The 14,784-nt window shown below is 69.9% G+C and carries 14 protein-coding genes; 3 read left to right on the top strand and 11 right to left on the bottom strand.

Going from position 1 to position 14,784, the window contains the following annotated elements; genetic code table 11:
• Positions 1–70: 70 nt before the first annotated feature.
• Together ACZ58V_RS37045 and ACZ58V_RS37040 are read right to left on the bottom strand one after the other, a co-directional pair.
• Positions 71–658 (bottom strand): hypothetical protein, encoded by a 588-nt coding sequence (locus tag ACZ58V_RS37045; RefSeq protein ID WP_468192544.1) that lies wholly within the window; start codon positions 656–658, stop codon positions 71–73.
• Positions 655–1,512, bottom strand: a complete 858-nt coding sequence (locus tag ACZ58V_RS37040; RefSeq protein ID WP_471295684.1) for an alpha/beta fold hydrolase — start codon at positions 1,510–1,512, stop codon at positions 655–657. The genes ACZ58V_RS37045 and ACZ58V_RS37040 overlap by 4 nt, the downstream gene beginning before the upstream one ends.
• Here ACZ58V_RS37040 and ACZ58V_RS37035 point away from each other — a divergent pair, their 5' ends adjacent.
• Positions 1,513–1,695 (top strand): hypothetical protein, encoded by a 183-nt coding sequence (locus ACZ58V_RS37035; RefSeq protein WP_468193042.1) that lies wholly within the window; start codon positions 1,513–1,515, stop codon positions 1,693–1,695.
• A 52-nt stretch (positions 1,696–1,747) separates the two neighbouring features.
• Here ACZ58V_RS37035 and ACZ58V_RS37030 read toward each other — a convergent pair whose 3' ends face one another.
• From ACZ58V_RS37030 to ACZ58V_RS37010, 5 genes are all read right to left on the bottom strand, one after another.
• Positions 1,748–2,110 carry a transposase gene (locus ACZ58V_RS37030; protein ID WP_468192546.1) on the bottom strand — a complete coding sequence of 121 codons (363 nt, stop codon included), beginning with the start codon at positions 2,108–2,110 and terminating at the stop codon, positions 1,748–1,750.
• Between the two features lie 28 nt (positions 2,111–2,138).
• Entirely contained in the window at positions 2,139–2,795 is a 657-nt protein-coding gene (locus ACZ58V_RS37025; protein WP_471295596.1) for a class I SAM-dependent methyltransferase, read from the bottom strand.
• A 358-nt stretch (positions 2,796–3,153) separates the two neighbouring features.
• On the bottom strand, positions 3,154–4,638 hold the full coding sequence (locus ACZ58V_RS37020) for a phytoene desaturase family protein (RefSeq protein ID WP_468192550.1): 1,485 nt from the start codon (positions 4,636–4,638) through the stop codon (positions 3,154–3,156).
• Positions 4,635–6,536 (bottom strand): ABC transporter ATP-binding protein, encoded by a 1,902-nt coding sequence (locus ACZ58V_RS37015; RefSeq protein ID WP_471295593.1) that lies wholly within the window; start codon positions 6,534–6,536, stop codon positions 4,635–4,637. The genes ACZ58V_RS37020 and ACZ58V_RS37015 overlap by 4 nt, the downstream gene beginning before the upstream one ends.
• Before the next feature lie 181 nt (positions 6,537–6,717).
• Positions 6,718–7,482, bottom strand: a complete 765-nt coding sequence (locus tag ACZ58V_RS37010) for a MerR family transcriptional regulator (protein ID WP_471295590.1) — start codon at positions 7,480–7,482, stop codon at positions 6,718–6,720.
• Between the two features lie 105 nt (positions 7,483–7,587).
• On the opposite strand from ACZ58V_RS37010, the gene ACZ58V_RS37005 reads away from it, so the two are divergent.
• Together ACZ58V_RS37005 and ACZ58V_RS37000 are read left to right on the top strand one after the other, a co-directional pair.
• Positions 7,588–8,874: an ion channel protein gene (locus ACZ58V_RS37005; protein ID WP_471295587.1), complete on the top strand. Its 1,287-nt coding sequence runs from the start codon at positions 7,588–7,590 to the stop codon at positions 8,872–8,874.
• A gap of 25 nt (positions 8,875–8,899) precedes the next feature.
• Positions 8,900–10,306, top strand: a complete 1,407-nt coding sequence (locus ACZ58V_RS37000; RefSeq protein ID WP_468192554.1) for a glutamate decarboxylase — start codon at positions 8,900–8,902, stop codon at positions 10,304–10,306.
• Here the strand turns inward: ACZ58V_RS37000 and ACZ58V_RS36995 are convergent.
• The 4 genes from ACZ58V_RS36995 to ACZ58V_RS36980 all read right to left on the bottom strand — a co-directional run bounded on the left by ACZ58V_RS36995 (position 10,303) and on the right by ACZ58V_RS36980 (position 14,416).
• Positions 10,303–10,902, bottom strand: coding sequence for a PadR family transcriptional regulator (locus ACZ58V_RS36995; RefSeq protein WP_468192555.1), 600 nt, complete (start codon positions 10,900–10,902; stop codon positions 10,303–10,305). The two genes, ACZ58V_RS37000 and ACZ58V_RS36995, sit on opposite strands and share 4 nt — an antisense overlap.
• 10 nt (positions 10,903–10,912) lie before the next feature.
• Entirely contained in the window at positions 10,913–11,464 is a 552-nt protein-coding gene (locus ACZ58V_RS36990; RefSeq protein ID WP_471295585.1) for a DinB family protein, read from the bottom strand.
• 125 nt (positions 11,465–11,589) lie between these two features.
• Positions 11,590–13,875 (bottom strand): ATP-binding cassette domain-containing protein, encoded by a 2,286-nt coding sequence (locus ACZ58V_RS36985; RefSeq protein WP_471295582.1) that lies wholly within the window; start codon positions 13,873–13,875, stop codon positions 11,590–11,592.
• Between the two features lie 52 nt (positions 13,876–13,927).
• Positions 13,928–14,416: a glutathione peroxidase gene (locus ACZ58V_RS36980; protein WP_468192558.1), complete on the bottom strand. Its 489-nt coding sequence runs from the start codon at positions 14,414–14,416 to the stop codon at positions 13,928–13,930.
• Between the last annotated feature and the right edge of the window lie 368 nt (positions 14,417–14,784).

Genomic DNA, 14,784 nt, shown 5'->3' with positions numbered 1-14,784 from the left:
GCGCGGACTCACGCGGCACGAGGGTGCCGAGTGAGCTCGCGGCTTCCAGTCGAGGGGGTTGATCGACTCGCTATGCGGCTATCCGCGAAGGCGCGTCAGCCGGGGTGACGTCTCCCTCCAGGGGGAATTCCATGGAGACGAAGACGGGTTCGATGTTCCGGTCTTCCGGGCTGGTGGGGTACGAGTGCAGCAGCATGAACTGGCTGTGCGAGGCGCCCTCGGCATGCGGAAGGTGGAGCTGGATGTAGCGGGCCAGCAGCCGGTACCCGGTCGCCGTCGTCACCGGAAGTACCTCGGATCCGAAGGCGACCGCATGGGTCAGGGCGTGCTGGGTGGCGTCGAACAGGGCCTTCGGGCTCCGGTTGCGGGCGTTCCAGGCCAGTGCGTACCACGGCCGGTCCTGGACGATCGGGACCTCTGTCCACTCACCGGGCTTGCCGTCCGTGAGGTCACGGTACAGAAGATGGTTGTCCTTGACGCCGGGGTTCGGCCCGAAGAAGCGCCAGTTCGGGGTCGGTATGCGCAGCCTCCCGCGGCGCAGGAGACCGTCGAAGCGCTGCTCGGGGATCTGTGCCACGGCCGTCGCGACCAGCCATACGGCGAGCGACGTCGTGACGGCGGCGACCTTCACGCGTTCGGCGTTCGGCATCATGGTCATGCCAACTCCTCCTCCCGCTCCGCAGCGCTGTCGACGGCCCGGAGTCCCTTGGTGGACGGCCGCCACGACGTCCCGAGCGGCTCGGAGGGCGGTTCGCCGACGATCAGCTCCGCCACCTCTTCGGCGTGCGGCCGCACGGAGAGCAGGGACTCGTGATCGGAGCCGGCGACGAAGTGGTGCCGGGCCCGCTGGGAGATGACGGCCAGTCTGGCCTGGATACCGGCGTGCAGGGTGTTGTCGCCGATGTTGTTCTCCGCGGTGATGACCGTCAGCGGGCAGTCGAGATCGGTCAGTTGCGGATAGGTCATCGCGTCCCGGTACTCCCGATGGGCCGTGGCCCAGGTGCGGGGGGTCGTCTGGAAGGCCCGGTAGCTCCGGTTGATGTCCGGGCGGTACTGCTGGTTCCGGTTCATGGCGGGGCGGAAGACCGAGAGACCCGTACCGGCGAACACCTGCTCCATCACCATCCGCTGGTTGGACCAGCGGTCGACGTCGGTTCGGCGGGCGTGGCGCAGGCTGACCACCTCGGTGGCGTCGATCATGACCACGTGCGTCACGCCCTCGGCCGCGTCCGGATGCAGCGCGGCATAGGCCGCGACGAGGTAGCCGCCCAGGGAGTGGCCTGCCAGGACGACCGGAAGGCCGGCCAGGTAGGTGTCGCGCAGTTCCTGCAACAGCTCGAAGTGCGGGTCCAGGCCGTACCGGGTGTCCGGCGTGCTGAGCCCGTAGCCGGGGCGGTTGAACCGCACGTACGCCATGTCCGCGGGAAGTGCGCCACAGACCCAGTCCCAGTATTCCTGAGGCGCACCCATACCGTTGTCGAGCAGAACGGCGCGCTGTGCCTGCGGAGGAATATGGACGTCAACCTCGACGAGACTTCCGTCCGGTCTCTCGTGCAGCTGGTAGCGACGCGCACGCTCGCGTTTGCCAGTGAATCTCGTTACCGCACCGGCCAGAAGGCTAGCGCCGGCCAATCCAGAAATGCCGACGGCAAACTGGCGCTCCAAAGACGCCACATTCCCTCCCCCGTGATGTGAAGTGACTGTCTGCCCGGAAGGCTAACACGCAATCCTGGGCTCAATTTATGAGTTAATTGACGAGCCGACCGGGGCGGGTTCCTTCACGTCGCTGCGGCGGGCGTAGGGCCGTGCTCCGGCCGTACTTCCGCAGTTCCATGTAGAGTTCGCCGATCGTCACCTTGAGCATGGCGTTTTCTTTTGCCAGCTCGGCCATCCGGGACGCTTCCTCGGTGGGTCTTCCACCCTCGCCGGCCAGGCCGCTGCGGCCGCCCTCAATAAACTGCCGGCGCCAGTTCGATACCGACTGCTCGGACACCCCTGCTTCCCGTGCGGCTTCGGCCGCTGTCAGTTCACCGCTCATCACTCTGACCACCAGGCCGAGTTTCTTGTCTACCGGAAGTACTGGCGGACGCCCCACGTACAACCCCCTCATAGCCAACCGTGTGCTGTGTGTAGTGCGCTCAGGGTTTGACGTAGGAGCACATGAACATGGGCGCCTCTTGGCTGTAAGGGGTGCCGTCCCAGCGGGACATGTGGGCCTCGGGCTCCAGACCGGCCGCGCGGGCGTAGCCGTCGACGTCCTCCGGGGTCGTCAGCCGGGTGAGTTCACTGCCCACCCGGGTGGTGCCGTCGGCCTGGTACAGGATGTGCGAGCAGTGCCACAGACCGCCGTCGAGCAGGGTGGAATGGGTCTGCACACCCGTCCCGGGCTCCGGGTAGGGGACGAAGTAGGTGGTGCGGGTCCGGCCCTCGTGAAGCTCCAGGATCGGCGGCTTGTTGTGCGTCTCGATGACCAGCCGTCCACCGGGAACCAGCAGGTCGGCCGCGCGTCGCACGGCCCGTCGCTGATCCTCGGGAGTGGTCAGGCACGACAAGGTCGCGCAGACGCAGTACACCATCCCGTAGCGGGACTCCGAGGTGTAGGCGCGTATGTCCCCGTGCACCGGGGTGACGTCCCCGCCGTCCTTGAGCTTGACGCGCAGCGCGTCCAGCATCTCCGGAGAGGAGTCCACGCCGGTCACCTGGCCGACGCTCCGGGACAGTGGAATGGCGATACGCCCGGTGCCGACACCGAATTCAAGGGTCCCCGCCTCGGGAGCAGGGTGGCGCGCCTGCAACCCCTTTACAGCCTCGGCGGTAATCCTGTCATCCGGGATCAGCCGGTCGTACCACCCTTCGAACTGTCTGCCGTAGCCTATGTCTTCAACTCCGGTTACCACAGAATTCCCCGTTCATGATGTCCCCACTGCCATACCGATGGGAGCGTCATGAAGCCGAGGAGTCGGAGCCGGGCAAGACGTGAGATGCCGGCTTCAGCGGTTGCGGAAAACTCCGCGACCACCCGTGTGGTGAGTCAGACAGCACGGTAACGCCTCAACGGAGCTTGTGGGGAGCTTCGTTGGCACCACCGTACCAAAGCGATATGGCCAGTTCCATGGATTTTGGCCACCGATTCCCAAGGAGCGCGCCGCGCATTTATCCAGGACGCCGGAATGCAAGTGGTGCCGAATCGGGCGCCAAGTCGGGTACCTCACATATCCCGAAACAATGCCGGAGTGCGGAGAGGGCGGCCAGGTATCCAGACATTCCGTGCACACTGGGACCCGGAGGAGTGGACGAGGAGCACAGGAAGACTCCGGGTAGCGGGGTCCGGTAGGGGTCGAGGCGCGGGAGGGGCCGCGCGATGCTCTGATAGAGCGTCATCGCACCGGAACCGATGTCCCCGCCCACGTAGTTGGGGTTGTAGGCCTCGTACGCGGCGGCGGCGACGGACCGGTGGGCGACGACGGTGTCCCCGAACCCGGGGGCGTAGCGCTCGATACGCGCCCGGACCAGGTCGTAGGGGTCCGTGGGGTCACCGTTCGGCACATGCGCGTACGCCCACACCGGGCGCTTGCCGGGCAGGGCCCGCCCGGGGTCGGCCACCGCCGGGTCCACCACGAGGACGAACGGCTCCCCGGTACGCACTCCGCGGGCGTTCGCCGTCTCCTGGCGCACCATCTCGGCATGCGTGCCGCCCAGATGCACGGTTCCGGCGCGGCCCACCGCCGGGTCGGCCCAGGGGATCGGCTCGGAGACCAGGAAGTCGACCTTGGCGGCGCCCGGGCCGTAGCGGAACCGCTCCAGAGCGCGCGCGTAGGCGCGGGGCAGCCGGCCGCCCGCGAGAGCCAGCAGGCCCTTGGGGCTGGTGTCGAGCAGCACCGCGCGCGCGCCGCGCAGTTCGGCCAGGTCCGTCACGTGGTGCCCGGTGTGGAAGACGCCGCCATGTGCCGTGATGTCCTCGGCCAGTGCCTGTGCGATACGTCCGCTGCCACCGCGCGGCAGCGGCCACCCCGTACCGTGCGCCAGATGGCCCAGCAGCATGGCCACCCCCGCGGACGCCAGGCTCGGCAGCTTCCCGACCGCGTGCGCGGCGACACCGGTGAGCAGGGCGGGCGCCTCCTGGCCGCGGAAGAGCGCCGCGCCGAGCCCGCTGCCGTGGACCGCTGCCCGGCTCGCCAGCAGCAGGGCCGCCGCTGAGGTCCGCGGCAGGGTGCGCGGTCCGGACAGGACGAGGTCGACGACCTCTTCGCTGCGCTCGAGCAGCGGGCCCATGAGCCGGCGCCAGCCGGGGCCGTCGGCGCCCAGGTGCTCGCACGTCTTCGCCAGTGAGCGGTAGGCCAGGGCGGCACGGCCCCCGTCCAGCGGATGGGCGTAACCGATCTCGGGCTGCAGGAGCTCGACTCCGCGGGCCGGCAGGTCGAACGCGCGGAAGAACGCGGAGGCGGCGGCCATGGGGTGGACGGCGGAGCAGATGTCGTGCACCACCCCGGAGTCGAAGAGCGAAGCGGTGCGCAGCCCTCCCCCGATGCTCTCGGCCGCCTCGTGGAGCTCCACGCGCAGACCGGCACGGGCCAGGACCACGCCGGCCGCGAGGCCGTTGGGTCCGGTGCCCACGATGGCGACGTCGGTGGTACTCACCAGTGCTCCTCACTCTTGATGGGCCGAAGCTGCAACGTCTGCTCGGCGAGTCCGACGTACGACGGCCAGCCGACCGCGATGGAGGGCGGGGGCGCCCACGGTTCCACCGGTACCGGGCGGGCCGTCGGGGCGGCGAGGCCGGGCTCGGCGTGCAGTTGCGAGCCGGCGAGGCGCCGGTAGAGCTCGTCGCGCTCCATCAGGTCCTGGTGCACTCCGGTGGCCCGGACTCTGCCCGCTTCCATCACCACGATCTGGTCGGCGTCGATCACCGTGGAGATCCGGTGGGCGATGGCGATGACCGCGCACCGCCGGGAGACGCGGCGCAGCACCTCGCGGAAGTCCCGCTCCGAGTCGGAGTCCAGGTTGGAGGTGGCTTCGTCCAGCAGCATGACCGCGGGCTGCTGGAGCAGTGTGCGGGCGATGCACAGGCGCTGGCGCTGTCCGCCGGACAACCCGCTGCCCTGGTCGCCGAGTTCGGTGTCCAGGCCGCGCGGGAGCTGGGCGATCACCGAAGTGAGGCCGGCCATCGCCACCGCCTCCCGGATGGCGTCGTCACCGGCGTGGGGATTGGCGTAGGTCAGGTTCTCCCGGATGGTGCCGCGCATGGCCGCGCTGTCCTGCTGGACGTAGCCCACCAGCCCGCGGACCGTGTCGAGGGGCAGCGCCTCGACGTTCTGTCCGCCGAGCCGGACGAGGCCGCCGTCGACCGGGTAGAAGCGTTCGAGCAGCTGGAACATGGTGGTCTTGCCCGCGCCCGAAGGCCCGACCACCGCCGTCAGCCCCCGGGTCGGCACGCTGAACGAGACGCCGTTGAGGACCTGCGTCCGCTCCGCCTGCTTCCCTCGCCGGTAGGCGAAGCGCACGTCGTGGAACTCGACCGCCGGCCAGTGCGGGGCCAGGTGCCCGAAGGTCGCGGAGCCCGCCGCGCCGGCCGTGCCGTCGCCCTCCTGGGGCAGGCGGGCGAGTTCGTCCACCCGTTGGATGGCGGCGCGGCCTTGGACGAGCTGGCCCACCCCCATGAAGAGCATCACCAGCGGCGACACCAGTTGGAACAAGTACATGATGAACGTGGTCAGACTGGCCATGTCCATCTCGCCGCGGGCCACCCAGGCCATCCCGACGCCCACGACGACGGCCAGGGCGCCTTGCGTGCCGACGTTCATGGAGGGTGTCAGCAGTGCGTTGTAGGCGTTGACCCGGATGCCCGAGCGCCGCGTCTTCTCGGCCAGTTCGCCGATGCGGGCGGCCTCACGGGACTCGGCGCGGGACGCCTTCACCGTGGGCAGTGCGGAGAGCACGCGCTGGATGCCGCCGGCGAAGGCGCCGGTGTCGTCCCGGTTCCGCAGAGCGGCCTTGCGCAGCTTCCGGGCGAGCGTGACGGAGATGATGCTGGCGGTCCCCAGGCAGCTCATGGTGATGACCATCAGCCACAGATCGATGAGGAACATCAGCACGATGCCGCCGATGACCGTGGCGCCGCTGACGATCAGCTGGGCGAGGCTCTGCGCGAGGGCAATTCTCGCCAGTGAGGTATCGGTGACCGTGCGGGTGAAGATATCGCCCTGCGACTCTTTTCCGAACGCGGTGAGATCGGCGCGCAGAAGCCGTCCGACCAGGATCTGCCGAACGTCGAGGACGATATTCTCCCCGGCCCGCCCGATGACATAGGCCTGGAGCGAGGAGAAGAGCGCGCCCGCGCAGAAGAGGGCGACGAGCTGGGCGACGGGGCCGGTCATCGAGGCTCCCCCGCCCGCCGCCTCGATCAGGTTGCCGATGGCCCAGGGCTGGGCGAGCGAGGCGCCCACGCCCAGCAGACCGAGCAGCACACCTGTGAGCAGCAGCCCGGTGTGCGCTCTGGCGACGCTCGCCACCGACTCCGCGCCGTTCGGGCCCCTCACTTCCGGGCTCGCGTTTTTCACGTGACTCGCCACAAGCGCTCCCCCCGCTTTGTTCGAAGCTAACACGCCCCTTCCGGCCTAAAGTTATGAGTAGGTTGACTGATGGGCGGGCGGTCGTCTCATTACCTGAAGAAGCAAGAGGACTCGCGCAAATTAAGCGCTCTCCTTTTTTGCGCGCTTCTTACTCGGCGCGGTGGCGGTCCGCGTTCGCCGCGATCGCGTCCTTCAGGTGCTCGGCGAGACCCGGGCGCATGGAGTCGTAGAACGCCTTGAAGCGCTCGTCGGCGACGTACATCTCGCCGAGGCGGCGGTGCACCTCGTACGAGCACTCGTAGAACCAGCCGCAGATGTGCTGCCGGTGTTCCTCGGCCATGTCCATGGCCGTCTCCCCGGTCGCGGGTTCACCGGCGTCCATCAGGGCGTCGTAGCGCTCGCCCCAGTCGGCCACCTCGGCCTGCATGCGTTTCCAGTCCTCCTTGGTGTAGCTCGCGGCCCGGCGCTGTGACTCGGCGTAGGCCTCGGTGCCGCCCCAGCGCTGCTCGGCCTCCTCGGCGTACTGTTCGGGGTCCTTGTCGCCGAAGACCTCGAAGCGTTCCTCGGGGGTCAGGTCGATGCCCATCGTGCGTGCCTCCATGGCGTGCTCCACGGCCGCCGCCATCTTGCTCAGCTTCTCGATCCGGGCGGTCAGCAGTTCGTGCTGGCGCCGCAGGTGGGCGCGCGGGTCCGCGTCCGGGTCGTCGAGCAGGGCGGCGACCTCGTCGAGGGGGAAGCCGAGCTCGCGGTAGAACAGGATCTGCTGCAGCCGGTCGAGGTCGGCGTCGCTGTAACGCCGGTGGCCCGCGTGGCTGCGTTCGCTCGGGACGAGCAGGCCGATGCCGTCGTAGTGGTGCAGCGTGCGCACGGTGACCCCGGCGAAGCCCGCGACCTGTCCCACGGAGAAGCTCACTTCCGCTCCCTTCTTGGTGTTGCGTGCTTCACGGTCGGGCCTCACGCCACGTGAGGTGCAAGCGGGTTCCCGGTTTGTTCCGTTTGATCCGTTTATCGTGTGCTCGTGGTCCAGGACTCCGAGCGGCAGGCGCCCTCCGTCACCCCCGCGACTCCCGCCCGTACGCTGCTGCCGTCGATCCTGCCCGCACTGGCGGTGGGGGTGATCTCCAGCCTGCTCCTGGTGGGGGTGGAGAGCGCCGCCGAGCAGCTCGAGGACGTGCTGTGGCAGACCGTGCCGGACGCGCTGGGGATCGGCCGGTACTCCGTGGCGTGGATGTTCGTGATGCTGTTCGCGACCGGTGTCGCGGTCGGTCTTGTGGTGTGGAAGGTGCCGGGGCACGCGGGCCCCGATCCGGCCACTCTCGGCCTGGACGCCCGGGTCCTGCCGCCCGTGGTGCTGCCGGGGCTGCTGCTGGCGACCGCGCTGATGCTGGCCGGCGGGCCGAGCCTCGGCCCGGAGAACCCGATCATCGCCGCGAACGTCGGCCTGGCGGTCTGGCTGGGCGGCAAGGCCGTTCCACGGGCGCCGGGCCGGATCTGGCCGGCGCTGGCGGAGGCGGCGACGCTCGGCGCGCTGTTCGGCACGCCCGTGGCGGCGGCCCTCGTCATCTCCGAGGTGCTGGCCCGGCAGGAGACGCGCGGTCTGCTGTGGGACAACCTCTTCGCGCCGCTGACCGCCGCCGCGGCCGGTGCCCTGACCGCGAGCCTCATCGACCGCCCGAACTTCGACCTGGACCTGCCCCCCTTGGGCCGGCCGGGCTGGTCGGACCTGCTGGCGGCGGTCGTGGTGGCCTGCGTCGGCGCGCTGCTCGGCATGTGCGCCGTGCGCGCGCTCCCCTATGTCCACGGGGCCTTTTGGCGACTGCGGCACCCGATGCTGATGCTCCCGGCGGGCGGGATCGTACTGGGCGGTCTCGCCGCCCTGGGCGGCCATCTGACGCTGTTCAAGGGGCTCGACGAGATCGCCGAGCTGGCGCACGACCCGGACGGCTGGTCGGCCGGGGAGTTCGCCGTCATGACGGTGGTGAAGCTGGCCGCGCTGGTGGTCGCCGCGTCCTGCGGGTTCCGCGGCGGGCGGATCTTCCCGGCCGTGTTCGTGGGCACCGCGCTCGGTCTGTGCGCGCACGCCCTGGTGTCCGGCGTAGATCCGTCGGTGGGGGTGTCCGCCGGGGTGCTCGGGGTGCTGCTGGCCATCACCCGGCAGGGCTGGATCAGCCTCTTCGTCGCCGCGGTGCTGGTCATGTCGCCGGGGATCCTCATCCTGCTCTGCATCGCCTCACTGCCCGCCTGGCTGCTGGTCACGGGCCGTCCACAGATGCAACTGCGGACGGACGGGACGCCGGTCCGATAACCCAACGATCCCTTTGGAGACTCCCTTGCCGCTCAACGAAGGCATCCGCCGGCCCGGCGAACGCCGCCTGTCCGTCAACCCCTTCTACGGCCCCGCCAACCCGCTCGGCGACATGGCCGAGGCCCCGCCCACGCACCGGCTCCCGGACCAGCCCATCGCACCGGCGACCGCCCATCAACTGGTGCGCGACGAGCTGATGCTCGACGGCAACGCGCGGCTGAACCTCGCCACCTTCGTCACCACCTGGATGGAGCCGGAGGCCGGGCTGCTGATGGCGGAGTGCCGGGACAAGAACATGATCGACAAGGACGAGTACCCACGCACGGCCGAGCTGGAGCGGCGGTGCGTGGCGATGCTCGCCGACCTGTGGCACGCGCCCGACCCGGAGACGGCCGTGGGGTGTTCGACGACCGGGTCGAGCGAGGCGTGCATGCTCGCCGGGATGGCGCTGAAGCGGCGCTGGACGCGGCGCAACGCCGACCGGTACCCGGCGGCCCGGCCCAACCTGGTGATGGGCGTGAACGTGCAGGTCTGCTGGGAGAAGTTCTGCAACTTCTGGGAGGTGGAGGCCCGGCTTGTGCCCATGGAGGGCGAGCGGTTCCATCTGGACCCGCAGGCCGCCGCCGAACTGTGCGACGAGAACACCATCGGGGTCGTGGGGATCCTGGGCTCGACCTTCGACGGGTCCTACGAGCCGGTCGCCGAGCTGTGCGCGGCGCTGGACGCGGTGCAGGAGCGGACCGGGCTCGACATCCCCGTGCATGTGGACGGGGCGTCCGGTGCCATGGTCGCGCCGTTCCTCGACGAGGACCTGGTGTGGGACTTCCGGCTGCCGAGGGTGGCGTCGATCAACACCTCGGGGCACAAGTACGGGCTGGTCTACCCGGGGGTCGGCTGGGCGCTGTGGCGGGACGCGGACGCGCTGCCGGAGGAGCTGGTGTTCCGGGTGAACTACCTGGGCGGCGACATGCCGACCTTCGCGCTCAACTTCTCCCGGCCCGGCGCACAGGTCGTGGCGCAGTACTACACGTTCCTGCGGCTGGGCCGGGACGGCTACCGGGCCGTGCAGCAGGCCGCGCGGGACGTGGCCACGGGCATGGCCGACCGGATCGAGGCGCTCGGCGACTTCCGGCTGCTGACCCGGGGCGACGAGCTGCCGGTGTTCGCCTTCACGACCGCGCCGGACGTGACGGCGTACGACGTCTTCGACGTCTCCCGGCGGCTGCGCGAGAGCGGCTGGCTGGTGCCCGCGTACACCTTCCCGCCGCACCGGGAGGATCTGTCCGTGCTGCGGGTGGTGTGCCGCAACGGCTTCTCCGCGGACCTCGCCGAGCTGCTCACCCAGGACCTGGAACGGCTGCTCCCGGAACTGCGCCGGCAGGCGGGCCCCCTGATCCGGGACAAGACGGCGGCCACCGGGTTCCACCACTAACGGGTGTCGTCCGGCAGCACCCCGACGAACGGGGCGCCCTCACCCGCGAAGGTGTAGGCGCCGCCGCGGATGCGTTCGATGAGGTCGCGGGTCCACTGCGCGCCCGTGTCGGCCGAGTGGACCCAGAAGTTCATGATCTCGCCGATGTGGCCGAGCTGCTGCGGGCCGTCCTCGGGCAGGTAGTCCTCGACGACGGTCGCGCGCCACTCCTCGATGGACCGCACCCGCTGTTCGAGGAGGCCCAGGGCCTCCTCGCGGCCGAGGTCCACCATGAAGCCGAGCGCGGTGGTGAGGACGTCCGGCTTCTGGTCGTAGGCGGTGAGCGACTGCCTCAGCAGTTTGAAGTACTCCTCGGTGCCCTGCTCGGTGATCTCGTACTCCGTGCGCGGCGGGCCCCCGGCCGTGGACGGGGCGATCTCGTGCGCCCGCAGCAGCCCTTGCTTCGCCATCTGCTTCAGGGCGTGGTAGATCGAGCCGGGCTTGGCGTTGGACCACTCGTGAGCGCCCCAGTACTCCAGGTCGCCCCGGACCTGGTAGCCGTGGGCCCGCCCGTGCTGGCGGACCGCGCCGAGCACGAGCAGGCGGATCGCTGACATGCCAACCAGGTTAGGACCCGGCCCCCGCCTGCTGTTCCGCGGCCACCAGCTCGAAGGCCGTCGTGCCGTCCAGCGACTCGCGGATGATGTCGGCGTGGCCCGCGTGCCGTGCCGTCTCACGGATCAGGTGCAGGCACAGCCAGCGCATCGACAGCCACTCGTCCTTCGGGTTCCAGGACGTCCTCGGCAGCTCGAAGGTGTCGTCGAGGCTGGGCACCGCGCGGATGAACGCCTCCGTCTCGGCCGCCGCCTTCTCGTAGTACGCGAGCTGCGACTCCACGTCCTCGTCGCCGACCAGTACGAAACACTCGTGCCAGTTGGACTCGTCGCGGTGCACCGCCGGCGGCTCGCCCTTGGCCCGGGCGATCCAGCCCTGCTCGACCTCGGCGACATGCTTGAGCAGGCCGGCCAGGGACAGCTCGCTGGCGCTGGGGCGGGACGAGGCCTGCTCCGCCGTCAGGCCGATCAGGGCCCGCCGGACGCCGCCGCGCTGCTCGGCGATGAAGGACAGGAGCGCTCCGCGCTCGTCGCCGGGTGCCTCGGGTCCCACGTGCTTCACCATGAACGGCCGCCTCTCGTCGGTTGGCCTGCTGCCTGACGCCCACTGCCTGACGCCTGCTGCCTGACAAGGACGAAACTACGGACCCTTGCGGTCAGGTTCTGTCCGCAAGGGTCCGCGGCTACCGCCTAGTTCTCCAGGTACAGGCTCAGGTGCCGTCCGGTGTGCGAGTGCGCCGCCTTGGCCAGTTCGGCGGGCGTGCCCGTGAAGACGATCTCGCCGCCGGTGTTGCCGCCCTCGGGCCCGAGGTCGATGACCCAGTCGGCCTGGGAGATCACGGCCAGGTCGTGCTCGATGACGATGACGGTGTTGCCCCGGTCGACGATCCGGTTCAGCAGGCCGACGAGGTTGTCGATGTCGGACAGGTGCAGGCCGGTGGTCGGCTCGTCGAGGATGTAGACCGTGCCCGAGCCGGAGAGCCGGTCGGCGAGCTTGAGCCGCTGGCGTTCACCGCCGGACAGCGTGGCCAGCGACTGGCCGAGGCCGAGGTAGCCGATGCCGGTCTCGATCAGGGCCTTGGTCTTGGCGCGCAGCGGGCCCGAGAGGAAGAACTCCCCCGCCTCCTCGGCGGACATGGCCAGGACGTCCGCGATGTTCTTGCCGCGCACCCGGTGCTGGAGCACCGACTCCTTGAAGCGGCGGCCCTCGCAGACCTCGCAGTGCGTGGTGACCGGGTCCATGTAGGCGACCTCGGTGATGAGCAGGCCGCGGCCCTCGCACTCCTCGCAGGCGCCCTTGGAGTTGAAGCTGAAGAGGGAGGCGTCCTCGCCGCTGGCCTTGGCGAAGAGCTTGCGGATCGGGTCCATCAGCTTGAGGTAGCTCGCCGGGGTGGACCGCGAGGAGCGCGGGATGGGCGACTGGTCGACGAAGACGGACCCCGGGTACTGGTCCCGGAAGGCGTGGGCGATCAGAGAACTCTTGCCTGCGCCGGCGACGCCGGTGACGGCGGTGAGGACACCGGACGGGATCTCGGTGGAGACGTTCTTCAGGTTGTTGGCCGTGGCGTTGCGGATCGGCAGGGTCCGGCCCCAGGGGCGGGGGTTCTCCTTGATCCCGCCGGTGCGCCGCAGTCCCTGCCCGGTCAGCGTGTCGGTGGTGCGCAGTTCGTCGTAGGCGCCTTCGAAGACGATCGTGCCGCCGTGCACGCCGGCCCGCGGGCCGATCTCGACGACGTGGTCGGCGACCGCCATGACGTCGGGGTCGTGCTCCACGACGAGGACCGTGTTGCCCTTGTCGCGCAGGGCGCGCAGCAGGTCGTTGAGCCGGCTGACGTCGCGGGGGTGCAGGCCGACGCTGGGCTCGTCGAAGATGTAGGTCAGGCCGGTCAGTTCGCTGCCGAGGTGGTTGACGAGCTTGAGCCGCTGGCCCTCGCCGCCGGAGAGCGAGGTGGTGGACCGGTCGAGGGTGAGGTAGCCGAGGCCGATGGCCTGGATCTGCTCCAGCGTCTCGATGATGGTGGTGACGAGCGGGGTGTCGAGCCGCTCCCTCAGCGTGGCGACGACACCGATGAGGTCGCTGACCTGCATCTGGGACCAGTCGGAGATGTTGTGGCCGTCGATGCGGGTGGCGAGTGCCTTCTGGTTGAGCCGGGCGCCCTCGCAGGTGGGGCAGACGCCGTCGGTGAAGAACTCGGCGGCCTTGTCGCGGGCCGCCTTGCTCATGCCGCCGGTATCCCGCTTGAGGTGGCGGCGGACGAAGCTGTCCACCAGGCCCTCGTAGCGCAGCGCCAGCACGTTGCCGTTGGGGTAGGTCACCTCGACCGTGCCGGTGCTGCCGTGCAGCAGGGTGTGCGTCTCCTCGTCGGTGTAGTCCGCGAGCTTCTTCTCGGCGTCCAGGTGCTCGTAGTTGGCGTAGAACTGCCAGTTGGCGCTGCCGACGGTGTAGCCGGGCAGGAGGATGGCGCCCTCGGCGATGGACTTGCCGGGGTCGGTCATCAGCTCGGGGCTGGGGCGCCGGGCGCGGCCGAGGCCCTCGCACTCGGGGCACATGCCCTTGGGGTCGTTGAAGGAGTAGAGCCAGGTCTGGCCGAGTCCGTCGTTGCCGTGGTTGGCGAAGAGGACGCGCATCACGGTGTAGACGTCGGTGACGGTGCCGACGGTGGAGCGGGCGTTGCCGCCGAGGGGGCGCTGGTCGACGACCACCGGCGTGGTCAGCCGGGTGACCGCGTCGACGTGCGGGCGTTCGAACTTGGGCAGGTCGTGCCGGATGTTCCAGGGGAAGGTGGCGTTGAGCTGCCGCTGGGCCTCCACGGCGACGGTGTCGAAGACCAGGGAGGACTTTCCGGAGCCGGAGACGCCGACGAAGACCGAGATCCGGTTCTTGGGGATGACGAGGGAGACGTCCTTCAGGTTGTTCTCTCGGGCACCTACGACCTGGATGCCCTCGTCGGTTGCGGTAACCGGCGTCTGGTTCACAAATCATCCTTTCCGCATCGTGTGGCTCGCCGGGCCGGTGTGCCCGTCGAGCTCACTGCACTTGCGTCTGCGCGCGGACGGCGCGCAGGAGTTCGGGGTCCTGCGGGTCGACCGTGGGGCCGAACCGGCCCACGGGTTCGCCGGTGGGCGAGACGAGGAACTTCTCGAAGTTCCAGCGCACGTCGCCGGTGTGGCCCTCCGCGTCGGCGCAGGAGGTCAGGGCGGCGTAGAGGGGGTGGCGGTCCGCTCCGTTGACGTCGGTCTTCTCGGTGAGCGGGAACGAGATCCGCTGCAGGGAGCAGAAGCCGGCGATCTCCTCGGGGGTGCCCGGCTCCTGCTCGCCGAACTGGTTGCAGGGCACGCCGATGACGCTGAGCCCGTCCTCGTGGTGGCGGCGCGCGAGCGTGTCGAGTCCGGCGTACTGGCCGGCCAGGGCGCACTGCGACGCCACGTTGACGATGAGCAGGGTCCGGCCGCGGTGCCGGGCCAACAGGTCGGGCTTGCCGTTCAGTTCCGCGATGGCGATGTCGAAAACGGTCATGCCGTGCACGCTAATTTCACCGACTCCAGTCGTGGTCGACGTCCCGTCGGGGGGCCCGCGGTACGGCTGGAGGGGCCGGCCGCTGGGGTGGTGGGCAGGTCGGGGGGCCCGCCTGGCCGACGAACGAGCCGAGGGGGTGGCCCTCCGGGGAGGGCTTGGGCAGGTCGAGCGATGGCCCGCCGGGAGCGGCAAACCGGGCGAGGAGACACCCGCCCCTCCGGCACACAAGCCAGAAGGCTGGCCCCAGGGCCGGTGAGCAGGTCGGGAGGCTGCCCGCCCGGCCGACGGACAAGCCGAGGTCGCGGGACAAGCCGCGGAGGGCGGCCCTCCGAAGTCGCCGGTAAGCCGAGGGGCTGCTCGCCCGGCCG

The sequence above is a fragment of the Streptomyces sp. NPDC040589 genome, assembly GCF_055594445.1.
Note: the sequence above shows the minus strand (reverse complement) of the source record. Positions and strands in the feature narration are given on the sequence as shown.

Excerpts from the sequence above, each read along its gene's own strand:
- ACZ58V_RS36980 (WP_468192558.1), bottom strand. The coding sequence starts at position 14,416 with ATGACCGTTTTCGACATCGCCATCGCGGAACTGAACGGCAAGCCCGAC.
- ACZ58V_RS36995 (WP_468192555.1), bottom strand. The coding sequence starts at position 10,902 with ATGTCAGCGATCCGCCTGCTCGTGCTCGGCGCGGTCCGCCAGCACGGG.
- ACZ58V_RS37035 (WP_468193042.1), top strand. The coding sequence starts at position 1,513 with ATGGACGTCAACCTCGACGAGACTTCCGTCCGGTCTCTCGTGCAGCTG.
- ACZ58V_RS37030 (WP_468192546.1), bottom strand. The coding sequence starts at position 2,110 with ATGAGGGGGTTGTACGTGGGGCGTCCGCCAGTACTTCCGGTAGACAAG.
- ACZ58V_RS36990 (WP_471295585.1), bottom strand. The coding sequence starts at position 11,464 with ATGGTGAAGCACGTGGGACCCGAGGCACCCGGCGACGAGCGCGGAGCG.
- ACZ58V_RS37045 (WP_468192544.1), bottom strand. The coding sequence starts at position 658 with ATGACCATGATGCCGAACGCCGAACGCGTGAAGGTCGCCGCCGTCACG.